Genomic DNA, 16,495 nt, shown 5'->3' with positions numbered 1-16,495 from the left:
TTATTCCTCCATCTTTTTGATGCGTATTGGTACATACAACCAAACAAATAAAACTGTTTCTACTATTAATATAGCCAGCATCAGCAAACTTTGTAAAACTGCCAACTGAGTTAGAGCAATTAATGCGAAGATGAATGCCGCAATCACCAAAAGGCTGGCGATCATTTTTTGCAGTGAGGCTTGCTTCGTTTTCGGACTGACTGGATACAGCTGGATGAAGCTGATGTAGTCAAATTGACCATATAAAGGAATCAATTGAAAGCCAATTAGATAGATCAACAGTGCAGCGACTCCAGTGGCAAAGAGAAAATCCTGCAACGTAAAGATCATGATACCGCCGATTGCTACTAGGCGCAGATACAATCCGCTGTATTCAGAACCTCTCAAGGCCCGTCGCATGAACAAATAAAGATAGGTGTTGGATTGCTTGAAGGTGATTCTGCTCAGCAGTCCATCCAAATATTTGCGGCGTTTTACTTTTGCTTCGATCTCCGGTACATCGGTGAACAGGTTAATAAATTGATAGATACGGTATAGGCGACTACGTTCGCGGTCCGCCATTTTTTCCCAATCCAATAAACGATCCCTTGTTTTAGTTGCCCGATTGAAGAAAAGCGTGACCAGTACAGCAGCAGCTAAACCGAACAGTGGTGTAAAGTACAAGCTGATTAGGATTGCTATAATACTGGCTGCATACCAAACTAGCGTAAGCTGTTGAACCTTCTGCTTAGTACCTTGATAGCAAGCTAAGCGGGCCATCGACAGCTGACTGTATTTCAATAACCATAACATGATTACAATCCAAATCATATTATTGAAGCCGTAGCCAGTACTAACCACATAAAGCGGCATCGATACTGCACTGATTAATCCAATTAGAACGAATGGAAAGGTCAGTGAATACTGTAAGGCTTTCTGTAGATAGCCCCCCATTTGCCGTTCCTTCGGTAAAATGAATGTCGTATCGGCCGGCTCAATTAAAGTTACTAAGCTTCCAGCTGGTAAAACCACCAGCCATAGCAAACCGACAATCGGCAGACCCCAAACAAAATCAGCTGGCAGCTCTTTTAACAGATTCGAGTAATAAAAACCTAAGCCGCCGACTAAGAATAAACAGACCAAGACAAAATGATCATTCAGCACATAACGCATGTACTTCATCATTTTCTTTTGATGCAGCTTTAGCCGTTGACTAAAAAAATCAGACATTCGACTCAGACTCCTTTGTCAATGCGACGTAAATTTCGTCTAGTGAAGAACCTGGCAGGTTGAACTCTTGCTGCAGTTCAGTCAAAGTCCCTTGGGCTCGCAGTTCACCATTATGCAAAACGACAAAACGATCGCAATATTTTTCAGCGGTTGCCAAAATATGGGTAGACATTAGAATAGCCGCGCCTTCTTTTTTCATGTCCATCATCAATTCCAATAGCGCATTGATTGCCAATGGGTCCAATCCTAAAAATGGTTCATCGATGATATACAGACTTGGTTGAATTAAAAAGGCACATAATACCATGACTTTCTGCTTCATCCCTTTAGAGAAATTAACCGGGAACCATTCCAGGCGATTTTCTAAACGGAAGGTTTTTAACAGCTGCTCCGCTCGCTCCATAGCGACCTCTTTTGGAATGTCGTAGGCCATTGCGGTGACTTCGATATGCTCTCTTAAGGTTAATTCTTCATATAATGACGGTGTTTCTGGAATAAAGCCGATTTTTTTGCGGTATTCCTCTGGCGCTTCCGCCAAGGTTAATTGATCAATCGTAATTTTACCTTTTTGCGGAGTTAGTAACCCGATTACATTTTTAATTGTGGTTGATTTACCAGCACCGTTAAGTCCGATCAACCCCACCATCTCACCATTTTTTACATCAAAACTGATATCTTTCAAAACAGGCAAATGTCCATAACCGCCTGTGACTTGCTGAATGGATAAACTCATTTTATTCCCTCCAATACTTGTCCTATATTATAGCAGAACTTTTGCCAAGATTTTTGACAAAGTGATTTCATTTTCTTCCACAGCTAAGAAAAGTTATGGTAAAGTGAAAGTAAGCAAAAAAAGAAAGGGTGTCTGTCATGGAAAACTGTATCTTTTGTAAAATTATCAATCAAGAAATTCCCAGCTATAAAGTGTATGAAGACGACAAAGTCTATGCCTTTTTAGATTTGTCGCAAGTAACCAAAGGCCATACCCTGGTTGTACCTAAGCAGCATGTTGCCGATATTTTTGAGTATGATGAAGCATTAGCTGCCGACGTTTTTGCAAGAATACCAAAAATTGCCAAAGCGTTAGAAAAAGCATTCCCAGAAATGGAAGGCTTGAACATCTTAAATAATAATAAAGAATTGGCTTATCAGTCAGTCTTCCATTCTCATGTGCACTTAATTCCACGTTATGGAAAAGACGATGATTTCTCCATCCACTTTGGTGATCATTCAGCAGACGTTTCAAAAGAAGACATGCAAGCGATCGCTGATGCAATTAAAGAGCAGGTGAATTAAGGATGGGCTTTTTCAAAGGACTTTTAGTCGGCGCGGGACTTGGAACCGTTGGCGGATTGCTCTTTGCTCCCCGAAAAGGCGAAGAAACGAGAGAGAAATTAGTCAACGATGTACGAGATATCGTTCAGCTAACCGATGAATTGAATGACAGCTTAACTGAGTTTCGCGAGTCGCTGGTGGAATTGAAGACGAACGTTGATACCATTGTTCCTGAGTTCAAGGCTGGGTTGGAGAGCGATATTGAGGATTTTAAGTTTCAGGCAGATCCGCGGATTAAACAAATCCAAGAACAGGTGGAGTTGATTCAAAGTCACCTGCCAGAAGAGCTTCAAACAAGCAGCAGTGAAAAAGGACGGTTTGTTTTAGAACGGCCGAAAAAGCTTAAATAATCATTGGGACCGTGACATTTTATATGTCGCGGCCTTTCTTTTGTGCCTTTATTGTGAATTTTTATAGAAACTATCTTTAAAAGCCTTTATTTTACAAATTTAAGTGTGGTATAGTGTTTGAGGAGCAATAATACGCAAATAATTTAATACAGGAGTGTAACTACGCATGAAGAAAAAAATCGTTTTAGCTACTGCTGGACTATTAAGTGTCCTAGTTTTAGGCGCTTGTTCAAATGGCAACAGTCAAGAAATCGCAACAATGAAAGGCGGCAAATTGACAGTTGAAGATTTTTACGAAGAAGCGAAAAAAGAACAAACAAACCAACAACTGGTTCGTAATATGATTATCTACGATGTCTTTGAAAATGCCTACGGAGACAAAGTTACTGACAAACAAATTGACAAAGAGTACAACAATCAAGCGAAGCAGCTTGGTGACAGCTTTGAAAGCCAGTTGCAAGCAGCCGGCTACACTAAATCTTCTTACAAAGAATATTTGAAACAATCATTGGCTTTCCAAGAAGGAATCAAGAGCCACATCAAACTAACCGACGCTGACAAAAAAGCAGCTTGGGAAGCTTTCCATCCTGAAGTTGAAGCGCGCGTTATCTTAGCAAGCAGCGAAGAAGAAGCAAACGAAATCAAAAAACAAATCGATGACGGCGGTGACTTTGCTGAAGTCGCAAAAGAAAAATCACAAGATACTACCACTAAAGAAGACGGCGGAGAAATCAAATTTGATTCTCAATCTGATACAGTTCCAACCGAAGTGAAAGAAGCAGCTTTCGCTTTGAAAGACGGCGAAGTATCTGACGTTATTTCTTCAATGGACGCTTCTACTTACCAAACAGCTTACTACATTGTAAAAATGGAGAAAAACACTTCTAAAGGCAATGACATGAGCAAATACGAAGACGAAGTAAACGAAATTGCTGAAAATGCAAAAATGGCTGATCAAGCCTTCACTTCTGAAGTTATCGGTGAAGAATTGAAAAAAGCGAATGTAAAAATTGAAGATGAAGCCTTTGACAATATCTTGTCTGACTTCTTGGGTACAACTGATTCTACTGGAACTTCTTCTTCTAAGAAATCTTCAGAAAAAGAATCTGAAGAATCAACAGAAGCATCAAGCCAATCTTCTACTGAAGAATCTCAAAGCAGCACGGATGCATCTAACTAAACAGCTTTCTAAAGGGAATTCCAAATGGAGTTCCCTTTTTTTCGTTATTCATGCTACAATAAAGTATCAATTACTTATAATAGATAGGTGGATAGTCATGAAAAAATTTCCTTCCAAAGAGGCCGAAAAAGATTATTACGAGCATGAAGCTTCCGAAGCTGAATTTTTAGCCTGGTATAAAGAACAAGATCATCCGCAATACGAGAAGCCTTCTGTAACGGTGGATATTGTTGTCATGGGCTATAACAAAGAAGAAGATCAATTAAAAATTCTTTTGATTCAGCGCCGCGGCAACCCGTACCGCAATTCTTGGGCTTTGCCTGGCGGCTTTGTTCAAAGCAACGAATCGACGAATGACAGTGTTCGTCGCGAAACAGAGGAAGAAACTGGCTTGACGATTGGGCGAAAAAACGTTGAACAGCTGCATACCTTTAGTACTCCTAACCGCGACCCGCGGGGTTGGGTGATTACGGTTAGCTACATTGCCTTTATTGGGCAAGTGCCGCCAAGAGCTGGTGATGACACGCAAGACGCTCGCTGGTTCAATATGGAACGTAATGGCGATACGATTTTGCTGACGAGTGACGATGTTTCGATTGAAATTGATTTGGAAGCTGGACAGTCCATCGGAAAAGATACCTTGGCCTTTGACCATAACGAAATTATTCGCAAAGCCTTCAACCGGGTGGTCAATAAAATGGACCATGAGCCGTTGATCTTGCAGGTATTGGGGGAAGAATTTACTATTACGGAAGCCCGGAAAGTTTTTGCTAAGTTCTTAGGCATTGATTATAAAACCGTGGACCATTCCAACTTCAAAAAAGCCATGCTGCAATATTTTGATGAGCTTGGTGAACGGCCTGTCGGTATTGGCCGACCATCAAAGATTTATCGCCTGAAGGATGAATTAGGTGAAAAAAAATAAAACACACATCGTTTTGGACGTGTGCTTCTGACTGTAGATAGTTATCTGCAGTCTTTTTTATTTGGTTAATAGGATTAACTGATGCAACGCGCGGGTGCAGCTAGTGTAGAGCCGATTGCTTTTTTTCTGAAGCTGATCGGATGCGATGTCCGGTAGAATTACCGTGTCGAATTCTAGTCCTTTGGCGTATTGAATAGTGGTTAAAACGATATCCTGCTGAATTTGTTCCGTGTTCTTTCCTATTATAAATACGGGAACTTGGAGTGCAGCTTTCAGCCGCTCCACCTCTTGCAGGTTCTGACAAATAATTCCACAGGTTTTATGGGGTCCTGCTTGAAAAGCTTCCAGCTGCTTGGTCAGCTGAGTGATTTGATCTAGTTCATTTTTAACTAGGTGCACTGTGACGGGTTCACCGTGCCGTTTGACTGCAGTGAGGGTTTGATTTTGGGAAAATTGCTTGGCAAACTCGACAATTTCACAGCTGGAGCGATAGCTTTGGTTGAATTTCACTAGGCGATTTTTGGGCAGAATCCTCTGCAATTGGTCTAAAAAATTATCTTGGCCTGCGATGATGGCTTGATGGACATCTCCACAGATGGTTTTCTCGCTAGGGAACAATTGCTGCAAAATATAAAAGTGCAGCAGTGAATAATCCTGCATCTCGTCAATCACCAAATGCTGGATATTTCGGTTTGGCTTGATCCCTTCAATCTTCAATTTGAAGTATACGTACGGAAATAAGTCGCTATTTTCCAGAAAATTTCGCTGGCTTGCTCCACGATAAATTTCAGGTAGTGTTTTTAAAAAAGCTAGATAAGCTGCTAAACTGTCCTTTGCCCCTATTCCTACCTTCAGTTTATCAGCAATTATTTTTTTATGAGGCAGCTTTAATTCAGCAGCCAGCTCACTACTCATTCGGGTGATTAATTGGAATAAAGGTACTTGGGCATCGGAAAAACATTCTGCAAGTTTTGCTTTTGGGAGAACGATCTTTTTTGATATGTTTAAATCTTCGGCGAATAGCTGCTGGCGCATTTTTTCTACGTAAGTCTCCAGTTTTTTCAAAAATTCTGGCGATCGCTTGTACAAATAGCGTTGGCTTTTGTCCGATTGAGGATTTTCCAGTATTTCAGTCAGCTCCTCTTGGCGATCTGCCACCGCTAGCGTCTCTTCAATAAAACTTCGGCCGATCGTGGTAATGTCTCTTTGCTGCAGCTCGTTCTCACCTAATTCTGGCAGGACCGTAGAGATGTAGCTGGAAAATAATCGATTGGGGGAAATAATCAGAATGTTCTCAGCTGACAAACTTTCTCTTCGTTGATAAAGCTGGTATGCCATCCGATGCAAAGCAATGGAAGTTTTGCCAGACCCGGCCACCCCTTGGATAATTAAATTTTTCGTTTTGTTATCCCGTATTACCTCATTTTGCTCTTTTTGAATCGTTTGAATGATGGTCTTCATCTCGTAGGAAGAAGAGCTTTTGCCTAACTCCTGCAAAAGAAAGTCATCGTTCACCGTATCTTCGGTATCCACCATCAATTTAATCCGCCCTTTTTGAATCTCGAATTGACGTTTTTCTACTAGTTCGCCGGAATATTTTCGGCCAAAGGACTCGTAATAAGCTTTTCCTAAATGGAAATCGTAGTACAAAGAAGAAATCGGTGCCCGCCAATCGTAAATCAGCTGCTCCCCTAATTCATCCGCCAAACCGTAGCGACCAATATAAAAAGGTTCAGTTTCTTTTTCATCTTCGTAACGAAAGCCGACTTTTGCAAAATAAGGAACTTCCTGCTGATATTTTAATTTGCCGACGATTCCTGATTCTAAAACATTTCGGCGATCAATGTAATTCATGGTTTGCTGAAAGTTATAGACTTCGTATTTGTCCAGCTCAGCCTTGTAATCTACCGTGTATTTTTTCAAATCCTTGTAATCAGCTTCGCTGGAATCGATTGTTTCTTCAAGTTCAGCGATCTTTTTCGTGATTTTCTCGATGACTTTTTTTAAATAAGCTGTTTCACCCACGCGATCGGCTCCCTTCGTAATTAGACAATCAGTATAGCGAAAAACGAAAGCCTGGTGGTTTAGTGGAGGGTTGCAAAATAAAAAGACGGAGAAATCATCTCCGCCGGTTACTACTCCATCATCATTTGCAGCTGCTTGGTCAAAATCAAGACTTGACCTTCTAAAACTTCCACCCGCTTTTTCAATGCCTCCAGTTGTGGTGCATCCTCCACAATAGCCGGCTGCTTGGAAGGTGAATAAAGCTTTGGCAATCCTGAATTCTTGTACTGTTCCAGTAAAGCAGGTATCTTTTGATTGTCGATCTTTACCTGCGTTCGTTCCGAAAATTCACCATCTTCATTTACCCGACGAGTCACCAGTGTCTCCATGCCCTCAAAACAATTTCCGCCTACGACATAGCCCTTATTAGTTTTCTCAATGGCACCGATCTCCCGCAGCCAACCATAGAATGTATTTTGGTTTAGCCCATACTCTTTTCTTACTTCGTGCAGCTTCATAATAATCACGCTCCCTTTCTATATAAAAGATACGCAATTAATCGCAAATGTTTCTCAAAATTTCTTGATATTTTTTTGTGGCTAATTCACTCACCTGTCCTTTTTTACAAAACTCCAGTTTGGCTAGCTTGCGGTTCACTCGTTCTACAACAATCTGCTCATTGACGGTTCGTTCTTTTAGAGATTGAAAAGCATCTAAGAAACGAGGATCTTTTCTGGCATAGTCGTAAAAGGACAGGACATACACATAATGAAACAAATTATAATCCATCAGTGGATATTCCACCTGCATAAACAAGGTGCCAATTCCGTAGTGACAAGGACCAATTGGTGCTTTAGTTTCCCAATGCCTCAATAGAAAATCAATTGCCTGGTTTAGGCTCAGGTCATTAAAATGCTCCGTGTAACGAAACAGATTCAAGGCATTTAAGGTGGGCAGCGGATTGGAATGCTCGGTTTCTGGCCCTTTGCCAAAATAAAATTTCTTGCACCACCAGCCGCCGTCTGAGTAGCGGGAATCTAAAAGATATTGCAAGGTTATCTGCATCCGTTCATCTTCAAGATAGCCTAAACGAATCAGCAAGGTTGCGGCTGGAATTGTCTGGCAAGGAAATGACGGGCCTTTAGGATAGAGCTTGAACTCCCCAGTCTCTTTCCAGGCATCCCAAAGAAGCTCCGCAACCTTTTGTAAAACAGGATCTTGTGGCGAAACACCCAGTTCCAACAAATAATTCGCTGAAGCAATACAGGAAAAGGCCCCGCCGTTGGTTAGTCTGCGATCTTCGGTGGTCCAGTAATCCCATTTTTGATCGTATCTATGACTTAGAATTGTTTCAATATCTTTTTGGTAATCCATCTCTTCCCACCTGCCTTTTATTTTTATTGTATCAAGTTACCAGACAGAATTCAGCTGGATTTAAGCTGTAGAAAAAAACGCCCCTTCGCTTAAAACGAAAGGACGTCTAATATTTAGCTATTCACTGTTTTCTTCATTTGTTTGCTGCGCAGTTGTCCGCAAGCAGCATCGATATCGGTACCGTGTTCTTTACGGATCACACAGTTCACGCCGTTTTTCTTCAGTACATCGTAAAAACGTAAAACCGCGGCTTTTGAGCTGCGAGAATATTGATCGTGTTCGCTGACCGGATTGTAAGGAATCAGGTTTACGTAAGTCAGTTTCTTTTTATCCTTCAGTAACGCGGCTAATTCTCTGGCATGCTCTGGCTGATCATTTACGCCCGCAAGCATAATGTATTCAAAGGTAATACGACGGTTCGTGTTTTCCAAATAGTAATCAACGGCTTCCATTAATTTTTCAATTGGGAAGCTGCGGTTGATTCGCATGATCGATGAACGTACTTCGTTGTTTGAGGCATGCAAGGAAATCGCTAAATTCACCTGTAAACCATTTTCGGTAAATTTCTTGATCTTGGGTACTAAGCCACTGGTAGATACAGTGATGTGACGAGCACCGATTGCCAGGCCTTTCGCATCGTTAATGACGTGGATAAAGTCCATCACATTGTCATAATTGTCGAAAGGTTCGCCGATCCCCATTACCACTACGTGAGATACCCGTTCATCTTCGCCCCGTTCATCAAAATAGTGCTGAACCAGCATGATTTGCGCAACGATTTCGCCGGCGGTTAGATCCCGCTGCTTCTTCAATAAACCTGAAGCACAGAAGGTACAGCCGATATTACAACCAACTTGGGTCGTAACGCATACTGATAGACCATATTCTTGGCGCATTAAGACCGTTTCGATCATGTTTTTATCCGGCAATTCAAACAAATATTTGACAGTGCCATCACTGGACTCTTGAACGACTTTTTGTTCCAGTGGATTGATGCAGAAGTTTTCTTCTAACAGATCCAGAGTATTTTTAGAAAGGTTGCTCATTTGTTCAAATTCGCTGACACGTTTTCGATACAACCATTCCCAAATTTGGGTCGCCCGGAATTTCTTTTCGCCATGCTCTAATAGCCATTCGGTTAAACTATCTTTTGTTAAATCATAAATCGATGGTTTCAATTGATTATCTCCTATTTTAAACGTATTCTTCTAAGGCTGCTGCCTTAAATGCTCGCTTCATACTATAACTGATTCAAAAAATGAAAGCAATCGACTTTGGAAAAAATCAACAAAAAGACTGCCAGTTTCCTGACAGTCTGCGGCTATTCAAGTCCATCTACATTCGCGGTGATCCCCGCTGCTTCAAACTGATTTTTGATTGTATCAACTTGTGAATTCGTTAGAGGTACTGCGTCCTTCATTTGGTAGTCCCAGCCGAGATAATCATATTTGCTGCTGCCATATTGATGAAAAGGCAGCAAATGAACTTCTTTGATTTCCAAGTTCTGCAAATAATCGATCATCGCCAAGAGGTTTGCTGGCTCGGTGGTATATTCGGGAATTAACGGAATCCGCGGAATCAGCTCCAGCTGATCCTGACTCAAAAGAAATTCAAAGTTTTCTTTGACCGTTTGGATATCGACACCAATGACTTGTTTGCTTTTGATGGGGTCCATGATTTTTAAATCAAACAGGACCTGCTGGACAAAGGGCGTCAGCTTTTGAATTTCCTTGACTGGGAAACAGCCGGTGGTTTCAATAGCTGTATGGACGCCCAAGTAGTTGAACTCTGCCAATAATTCGGCTGCGAAGTCAGCCTGCATTAATACTTCCCCACCGGAGAGAGTGACGCCCCCACCTGAAGTTCGGTAGAAAATTTCATCCTTCATAACTTCATCTACTAATTCCTCTTTGGTTTGCCACTGGCCGATCGTTTCCTGCTGACCATTCTTGGTCCATGTTGTCGGTGCGACAGCTTTTCTGGATTCCGGATTGGAGCACCAAGGACATCTCAACGGACAGCCTTTTAAGAAAATGATGGTGCGGATTCCACCGCCGTCGTGGACTGAATAGCGTTGCACATTGAACACTAAGCCTTTTGTCATTGCTCTTCCTCAATTCTATAGCTCATGCTCCACCCGAGCGATGATATCATCTTGAATTTGCTTGTTCAAATCAACAAAGAAGGCACTGTAACCGGCCACTCGCACCAGCAATCCTGTATATTTTTCTGGATGCTTTTGGGCATCGATTAAGGTTGCTTTGGATTGGACGTTGAATTGAACGTGCTGAATTTTTAATTTCGTAAAAGCCATTAAAAAGTCGGCGAACTTGTTCAAGCCCTGTTGACCTTTTAGTGTGTTCGGTTGGAATTTCAAATTCAGTAAACTTCCGTTGACAGTTAGATAGTTATCCAGTTTGCTGACGGATTTTAAAACGGCGGTTGGCCCTAAGTGATCTCGACCCACCATTGGCGATAATCCGCCATCGGCTAACTGCTCCTGAGCCTTTCGTCCGTCTGGCGTCGCACCTACTGCTTCCCCTAGAGGAATATGAGCTGAAACTGTGTAAGCTCCCGCGATAAATTGCCCCCCGCGAACATTGGTGTATTTTTCCAATTCTTTGGCGTAGTGTCGGAAGACTTTGGCAGCAGTCAAATCAATTTCATCATTATCATTGCCATACTTCTCAAAATCTTGAATCACGTGCTTTTGCAAGTCGGCATATTTGCCGGTGTAGTTGGATTCCATCGCTGTAACTAGTTCAGCAAAGGTCATTTCCTGGTTTTCAAAGATCATTTTTTTGATCACATACAGTGAGTCGCTCAAGTTGGCTTCCCCGATTCCTTGTACGCCGGAAAAATTATAGCGAGCACCGCCGTCAGTTACATCCTTGCCATTTTCCAGACAGTCTTGAATCAGTACTGATAAAAATGGTGTCGGTGCATAATTGCGGTGGCCCAAGTCTACGATGTCGGAACCTTTAGCAACCAATGCTACATAGTAATCGATTTTTTCTTCTATGTTAGTCATCAGTTCTTCATAGGTCACATCCAACTTATCCCGAAGCTCATACATGCTCAGCTCCATGATGCGCAGCAGGTTAAACAAAGCGATGTCGTGCAGGCCATATGTCCGTCCAGGAATCGAGGTTTCCACACAGCCGACCGTTGCATAGTCGCGAGCGTCATCCAAAGAAACGCCTTTACTTAAAAAGGCTGGCACACAAACTTCATCATTAAACAGCTGCGGAATCCCAGTTCCTAAACGAATCGTTTCGCAAGTCTTCAATAAAAAGCGGCGCGGAATCAGCTCATTCATCCGCACAGAAAGATTCGGCTGCGGCAGCAACACTTCATGGTACAAATCCAGCATGATATAGGAAAGTGGATTCACTGACGCATGTCCGTATTCATTTAATCCGCCCAGAACCACCGTATAGCCGGTTGGAAATCCGGCAAAACACTTGGCACTGCTCTCGCTGCGGAGCAGGACCACATCGTTGGTTTTAATATAGAAATCTCCCAAGACTTCATACAAAGATTCTGGGGTTTCGCCTGCTTCCAAGGAAGCTTGATAAAACGGGTAAAGGTATTGATCCATCCGGCCTAATGACAATGAAGAAGCATTGGATTCGTATTGTCCGACAATACTGGTCATCCACAGCAGCTGTAATGCTTCATAAAAGCTTTCCGGTTTTTCAATGCTTAATTTTTTACACATAGCAGCGATCTTCTTCAGTTCTGCTTTGCGTTCATTGTCAGCTTCTCTTTCAGCCATGGATTCTGCTAAAGCAACATAACGTAAAAAGTGATCTCGCATCCCTTTGAAAATAATCAATCCGGCTTGAAAGAAGTCGTTTTCTGGCTGTTCTTCTACTTTGTTAGTTAGAAATTGAATGTAGTAACCAACACCGTGGCTTAAAATTGCAGGAAAATCCATGATGATATGGCCTTGACCTTTGTCGGTTTGATTCAATTTGAAGACTTCATCCTTTAAGGCTTCTTTGACTTCCGTCGTCAGCTGCCCATTGATGAAATCCTTCATGGAACGGCCTTCCCAATAAGGATAAAGCTTTTCACGATAAATCTTTTTGTCTTCCTCGGTGAACTCAAATTGATCCTGTGGTCGAGTGGCAATCGTGTCGATTTCCTTTAAAATCCAATAAGGGTCCATTTCCGGTGACACGATTCCTGAGCGGGGACGCACCGTGCGATTTCCTACCAGCAGTTCGCCTTCACGAATACTGATCTTTACCTTTTCCAGAATATGCGCCACTGCTTTGGCGCGACGGATGATCGTTGCCTCGCCTTCGGTTTGCTGGTAACTTTCGGTGTACAGCAACGCACGTTCCAGTGAGATTTGACGTTTTTCTACAAATAAGTTGTCCTTCATTGTTTGAATGCGGGTGTTCCCGTCAATTACGACGTTGGCGATATTTTTTTCTTTATCAATTATCCCTGTAGCCATTTTATCGATCCTTTCTTCTACGTTTCTATGTGTTAAGTATAGAAAGTCACAAAGGTAAATGCCACGCATTTTGAGGGTTTTCGATGAAAAACTTGGATTTCGAACGTTTTTCCCAAGTTTTTGATTGAGTTTTTTGGAATAAAATGCTAGGTTGACTATGAAGATAAAAGATTGTGAGGGACGTTTATGAAGGCTGCCGAAATTGCGCAACGTAGAAAAGAAATCACCAGCTGGCTCTATCAGCAGGAAGTTGTTAAAGTTGGCGAATTGGTTAAGCACTTCCGTGTCTCCGATGAAACCATCCGTAAAGACTTAGCTCATTTAGAACAAGAAGGCATTCTCAAAAAAGAGCACGGCAAAGCAGTGTTAGTGAAGGAAAAGGAACTTGATCCCGTTTCGCTGCGCACGGTCAATTTAACAGAGAAGGAACGAATCGTAGCAAAAGCTTTGAGTCTGATTACTGAAAATGATTGTGTGATTGGCTTGGATCAAGGCAGTACGATTGCTCTCTTAGCAAAAAAGTTAGGCAGTTTGGATCAGCGGCAACTTTTTACTGGATCGTTAGCCGCTATTTTACAGTTGGTGAATAGTCAGCACCTAATTCATTGCTTCGGTGGACAATACTCGGCAGGCGATATGGCGTTTCGCAACGATACCGGCAAAGAAATGTACCCAGATGTTCAGTTTGATCTCTGCTTTTTCGGCTCCAGCGGGGTGAAAAATCGCAAAGGCTTCTGTACCTCCTCTTTAATTGATGCAGAATCCAAGCGAATGATGCTGCGAAAATCCACAAAAAAGATTGTCTTGTTAGACAACAGCAAATTCGAAGCAACTTCGCTGGTTCAAGTCGCTCCTTGGTCTGAGGTAGATATCGTGATTACCAACAAAGGGATTCCCCGCGATTACGAACGGATGATTAGTGCCTTCGCCCAACTGATTTTGGTGTAGCAAAAAAGCGCTGAATGATTGATCAGCGCTTTTTTAGCCCATCAAGAAAAAGCCTCAAAGAAAAACAATGAGACTTCAAAATGAATGGATTGATTATCAGCAGACTTGGACAAACTGAAGGCATAACGAATAGAATGGTGCACCAACTCGATCCATCACGTGTTGCAGCAGGTGATTCTTAACACAGTTGTTCACCTAAGCGAACGAGGCTCTCAGATCAAGAACATTCGGGCCAATCATTCCACTGAACTGCCAAAAAATGATTGGCAATCTATTACCGTTTCTTGCCTTTTTTCCCTCTTCTTTTCTTACCGCCGTTCCCCTTTTGCCGCTTATTTGGCTTATTCATCAAATCCTTACTGTCCTTATTTAAGTTTCGGGTGACGCCTTTATCCTCCGATTTATCGTCGGGGACAACAGGTGCTGGCTGCTGATTCACCATTCCTTTAAGCTGTAACTTCAACGATTCTACCAGAGGCATTCCTGAAAATAATCCTTGAGCTAATCCGTTTGGCTTTGGCAATTCGTCAGGTAATTTCGGAGCGGGAGCCTCCTCTTCCACTATAACCGTATCTAAAAACTCACCCTTTTCATCTAGGGCAGGCTCCTCTTGACTATCAATGGTTTCCGCAGGTATATCCGCATCAGCGTCTATTGATAGAGAAGCTACTTTTGGCAATACCGCAAACTTCGCTGCTTTTAGTTCCGGCGCTTCTTCTTTGACTGCTTGCGGATTAATGGTCACTTGCACTAGATTGTAATAGGCACCAACTAGTTTAGCAAAGCGTCTTACGCCGTCTTTTTGGAAAATGTCTAAAGTGGTCAAAATTGCTAAAAGGGCATCATGCTCCTCGGTTGTCAGGTTAGGATCGACATTACTAAGGGTCCAGCCATGCTTTTTCCCATTTTCGTCTTCAAAGGTAGTCACGAGACTAGCCTTCACCTCGACTGGACGTTCACCAGAGTGTAACAGGTGGTAGATTTTTTCAATATGTACGCGAGTTCGCTCTTCTAATTGAGCAAATTCTTGTTGATTAGGAAATAGACGCGCCGTCACTTCAGCCCATTCTTCTTCATTAAAGTATTCTTTGAAATAGACACACAACTCCCGAACTGCTGAAAGATCGTAGTCTTCCATAAACAATTTACGAACCAATTCCTTGGAAAAACCCGAAAAATCTGCTGGACAAAGGGCATTTCTTACCATCACGGCTAAAGCGCCTTGCACCAAGTAAGCGGCATCATTTTTTTGTTTCAGATTAGAAGAAAATCTCGATTCTAAATTTGTGAATCCCATCCCAAAGAATTGACGGTTTGAAAGTGGTTTGCTGGTTGAAGTCATGGTCATATCTCCTCATCATTAGGTATTGTACTTTAGTTCTTTTCAACTAGATAGTCTGTTTTTCAGGCACTAAATTGCTGCGGTTCTTTGAACAAAACTCGACGCAATAATAGACAGGTCTATTTAATAATGTTTGTTCTTTTATTACGATTCTTATTTTAGCTAAAAACTCATCAAAAAGCAATATATTTTTCATAAGTAATTGAATTGATCTTATTTTAGCAACTTTGATCGTTTATTCAATCCTGAATCGCAGATACAGAAATGATTCTTCACCACCGGATAGACATTTCCTATTAAAATAACATACGTTATTTTAATAGGGTGCCACGACTTTTTCTTTCAACGGTTTGGCCCGCTTCTACAGACTGCATAGGAACCTCTATCAAAAAAGGACTCGGCTGACTGTGATCAGCTAAGTCCTTCGTTGCGTTTGACAAATGTATAGGGTATTTTTATTCGTTGAATTTCTTCATCTAATAGTGCTTCAAAAGCTCTTTTGCCACATTCCGGCAAGTGATGATCTAAGGTTGGAAAGTTCATCACGCGGCTGATAAAGAGATTCTCCTGCCCCACTACCAACGGTGCTTCTTCTGAACCGTAACCGGCAATAATTCCGGCGGCTACCTCATCCCCACTGGTGAAAACACCGTCCATCTGATGATTTTTGAAAAATTCCGCCGCTGCTAGTCCATCTTCCGGGCTCTGACAGCCCCATTTGACCAAGTCAGGATCGAAAGCCGGGAACAGTTCTTTACACAACTGCAATGCCACCCTGGAATTGCTGCTATTTTCCCCGTCACGTCCTAAGGCCAGACCAATCTGTTCCACACCTTGCTCCCTCATATAATGCAAAGCTTCGGTGATAGAGCTTTTTCGATCGATAATAATGCTGCTTAATCCTTCAGCATCGGCTTCTTCACACAGAACAATTTTGCCAAATTTCAAGTAGTCCGTAATCACCGCTAGCGAATTGGCTTTGGAGGTAATAATCAGCCCGTCAAAGCTTTTGGCAGCCAGTTCATCCAGATAACTTTTTTCAATGGCTGGATCATAGTTAGTCGGCAATAGAGTCACTTTATATTGTGCCGGAAAAGCCGCTTCCAGAATGCCCTCCACCAGGCGATCGTAGCAAGGATGATTGGTAAAAGGAATCACAACCCCAATATTTTTGGTTTTTCCGTAGCTGAGATTACGGGCAGTATGGTTGGGAACGTAGTTCAGCTCCGCCATCACTGCCAGGATCTCATGCCGTTTCTCTTCCGCAACGTAGGGATGATTATTAATCACTCGCGAAACGGTTGAAACTGAATACCCCGTCTTTTTCGCAATGTCTCGAATATTTGCCATAGGTGTTCCT

Annotated in this window: 15 protein-coding genes; 5 read left to right on the top strand and 10 right to left on the bottom strand. The window is 42.1% G+C overall.

The genetic code is table 11. The features are described from left to right. Together JZO70_RS18575 and JZO70_RS18570 are read right to left on the bottom strand one after the other, a co-directional pair. Window positions 1-1,209, bottom strand: coding sequence for an ABC transporter permease (locus JZO70_RS18575; protein WP_207675180.1), 1,209 nt, complete (start codon window positions 1,207-1,209; stop codon window positions 1-3). Further along, a complete protein-coding gene (locus JZO70_RS18570; RefSeq protein ID WP_207675179.1) occupies window positions 1,202-1,942 on the bottom strand; it encodes an ABC transporter ATP-binding protein in 741 nt (246 codons plus the stop codon). Before JZO70_RS18570 ends, JZO70_RS18575 begins: the two co-directional genes overlap by 8 nt. 128 nt (window positions 1,943-2,070) lie before the next feature. Between JZO70_RS18570 and JZO70_RS18565 the strand changes: the two genes are divergently transcribed. The 4 genes from JZO70_RS18565 (at window position 2,071) to JZO70_RS18550 (ending at window position 4,999) form a co-directional block, all read left to right on the top strand. Further along, window positions 2,071-2,505: an HIT family protein gene (locus JZO70_RS18565; protein ID WP_347565201.1), complete on the top strand. Its 435-nt coding sequence runs from the start codon at window positions 2,071-2,073 to the stop codon at window positions 2,503-2,505. 2 nt (window positions 2,506-2,507) lie between these two features. Further along, window positions 2,508-2,894, top strand: a complete 387-nt coding sequence (locus tag JZO70_RS18560; protein ID WP_207675177.1) for a YtxH domain-containing protein — start codon at window positions 2,508-2,510, stop codon at window positions 2,892-2,894. Window positions 2,895-3,060: 166 nt separating this feature from the next. Further along, a complete protein-coding gene (locus tag JZO70_RS18555; protein WP_207675176.1) occupies window positions 3,061-4,074 on the top strand; it encodes a peptidylprolyl isomerase in 1,014 nt (337 codons plus the stop codon). 97 nt (window positions 4,075-4,171) lie between these two features. Beyond that, entirely contained in the window at window positions 4,172-4,999 is an 828-nt protein-coding gene (locus tag JZO70_RS18550) for an NUDIX hydrolase (RefSeq protein WP_207675175.1), read from the top strand. Between the two features lie 57 nt (window positions 5,000-5,056). Here the strand turns inward: JZO70_RS18550 and JZO70_RS18545 are convergent, their stop codons facing one another. The 6 genes from JZO70_RS18545 to JZO70_RS18520 all read right to left on the bottom strand — a co-directional run bounded on the left by JZO70_RS18545 (window position 5,057) and on the right by JZO70_RS18520 (window position 12,845). Further along, window positions 5,057-7,024, bottom strand: a complete 1,968-nt coding sequence (locus tag JZO70_RS18545; protein ID WP_207675174.1) for a UvrD-helicase domain-containing protein — start codon at window positions 7,022-7,024, stop codon at window positions 5,057-5,059. 110 nt (window positions 7,025-7,134) lie between these two features. Next, the gene (locus tag JZO70_RS18540; protein ID WP_207675173.1) at window positions 7,135-7,521 is read right to left on the bottom strand and encodes a hypothetical protein; all 387 of its coding nucleotides are present in this window, start codon (window positions 7,519-7,521) and stop codon (window positions 7,135-7,137) included. 37 nt (window positions 7,522-7,558) lie between these two features. Further along, window positions 7,559-8,377, bottom strand: coding sequence for a prenyltransferase (locus JZO70_RS18535; RefSeq protein WP_207675172.1), 819 nt, complete (start codon window positions 8,375-8,377; stop codon window positions 7,559-7,561). A gap of 113 nt (window positions 8,378-8,490) precedes the next feature. Further along, window positions 8,491-9,555: a dual-specificity RNA methyltransferase RlmN gene (rlmN, locus tag JZO70_RS18530; RefSeq protein ID WP_207675171.1), complete on the bottom strand. Its 1,065-nt coding sequence runs from the start codon at window positions 9,553-9,555 to the stop codon at window positions 8,491-8,493. A gap of 143 nt (window positions 9,556-9,698) precedes the next feature. Next, entirely contained in the window at window positions 9,699-10,481 is a 783-nt protein-coding gene (locus JZO70_RS18525) for a glycyl-radical enzyme activating protein (protein WP_207675170.1), read from the bottom strand. 15 nt (window positions 10,482-10,496) lie between these two features. Beyond that, window positions 10,497-12,845 carry a formate C-acetyltransferase gene (locus JZO70_RS18520; RefSeq protein ID WP_207675169.1) on the bottom strand — a complete coding sequence of 783 codons (2,349 nt, stop codon included), beginning with the start codon at window positions 12,843-12,845 and terminating at the stop codon, window positions 10,497-10,499. Window positions 12,846-13,031: 186 nt separating this feature from the next. Between JZO70_RS18520 and JZO70_RS18515 the strand changes: the two genes are divergently transcribed. Continuing rightward, window positions 13,032-13,793 (top strand): DeoR/GlpR family DNA-binding transcription regulator, encoded by a 762-nt coding sequence (locus JZO70_RS18515; RefSeq protein WP_207675168.1) that lies wholly within the window; start codon window positions 13,032-13,034, stop codon window positions 13,791-13,793. Between the two features lie 274 nt (window positions 13,794-14,067). On the opposite strand, the gene JZO70_RS18510 is transcribed toward JZO70_RS18515, so the two are convergent. Both JZO70_RS18510 and JZO70_RS18505 read right to left on the bottom strand, forming a co-directional pair. Beyond that, window positions 14,068-15,135, bottom strand: coding sequence for a DUF2922 family protein (locus tag JZO70_RS18510; protein WP_207675167.1), 1,068 nt, complete (start codon window positions 15,133-15,135; stop codon window positions 14,068-14,070). Between the two features lie 411 nt (window positions 15,136-15,546). Beyond that, entirely contained in the window at window positions 15,547-16,485 is a 939-nt protein-coding gene (locus JZO70_RS18505; protein WP_207675166.1) for a LacI family DNA-binding transcriptional regulator, read from the bottom strand. Between the last annotated feature and the right edge of the window lie 10 nt (window positions 16,486-16,495).

It is taken from the genome of Candidatus Enterococcus moelleringii, from assembly GCF_017377575.1.
Classification (GTDB): domain Bacteria; phylum Bacillota; class Bacilli; order Lactobacillales; family Enterococcaceae; genus Enterococcus_A; species Enterococcus_A moelleringii.
Note: the sequence above shows the minus strand (reverse complement) of the source record. Positions and strands in the feature narration are given on the sequence as shown.

Excerpts from the sequence above, each read along its gene's own strand:
- JZO70_RS18575 (WP_207675180.1), bottom strand. The coding sequence starts at position 1,209 with ATGTCTGATTTTTTTAGTCAACGGCTAAAGCTGCATCAAAAGAAAATG.
- JZO70_RS18570 (WP_207675179.1), bottom strand. The coding sequence starts at position 1,942 with ATGAGTTTATCCATTCAGCAAGTCACAGGCGGTTATGGACATTTGCCT.
- JZO70_RS18560 (WP_207675177.1), top strand. The coding sequence starts at position 2,508 with ATGGGCTTTTTCAAAGGACTTTTAGTCGGCGCGGGACTTGGAACCGTT.
- JZO70_RS18555 (WP_207675176.1), top strand. The coding sequence starts at position 3,061 with ATGAAGAAAAAAATCGTTTTAGCTACTGCTGGACTATTAAGTGTCCTA.
- JZO70_RS18550 (WP_207675175.1), top strand. The coding sequence starts at position 4,172 with ATGAAAAAATTTCCTTCCAAAGAGGCCGAAAAAGATTATTACGAGCAT.
- JZO70_RS18540 (WP_207675173.1), bottom strand. The coding sequence starts at position 7,521 with ATGAAGCTGCACGAAGTAAGAAAAGAGTATGGGCTAAACCAAAATACA.
- JZO70_RS18535 (WP_207675172.1), bottom strand. The coding sequence starts at position 8,377 with ATGGATTACCAAAAAGATATTGAAACAATTCTAAGTCATAGATACGAT.
- JZO70_RS18525 (WP_207675170.1), bottom strand. The coding sequence starts at position 10,481 with ATGACAAAAGGCTTAGTGTTCAATGTGCAACGCTATTCAGTCCACGAC.
- JZO70_RS18520 (WP_207675169.1), bottom strand. The coding sequence starts at position 12,845 with ATGGCTACAGGGATAATTGATAAAGAAAAAAATATCGCCAACGTCGTA.
- JZO70_RS18515 (WP_207675168.1), top strand. The coding sequence starts at position 13,032 with ATGAAGGCTGCCGAAATTGCGCAACGTAGAAAAGAAATCACCAGCTGG.
- JZO70_RS18510 (WP_207675167.1), bottom strand. The coding sequence starts at position 15,135 with ATGACTTCAACCAGCAAACCACTTTCAAACCGTCAATTCTTTGGGATG.
- JZO70_RS18505 (WP_207675166.1), bottom strand. The coding sequence starts at position 16,485 with ATGGCAAATATTCGAGACATTGCGAAAAAGACGGGGTATTCAGTTTCA.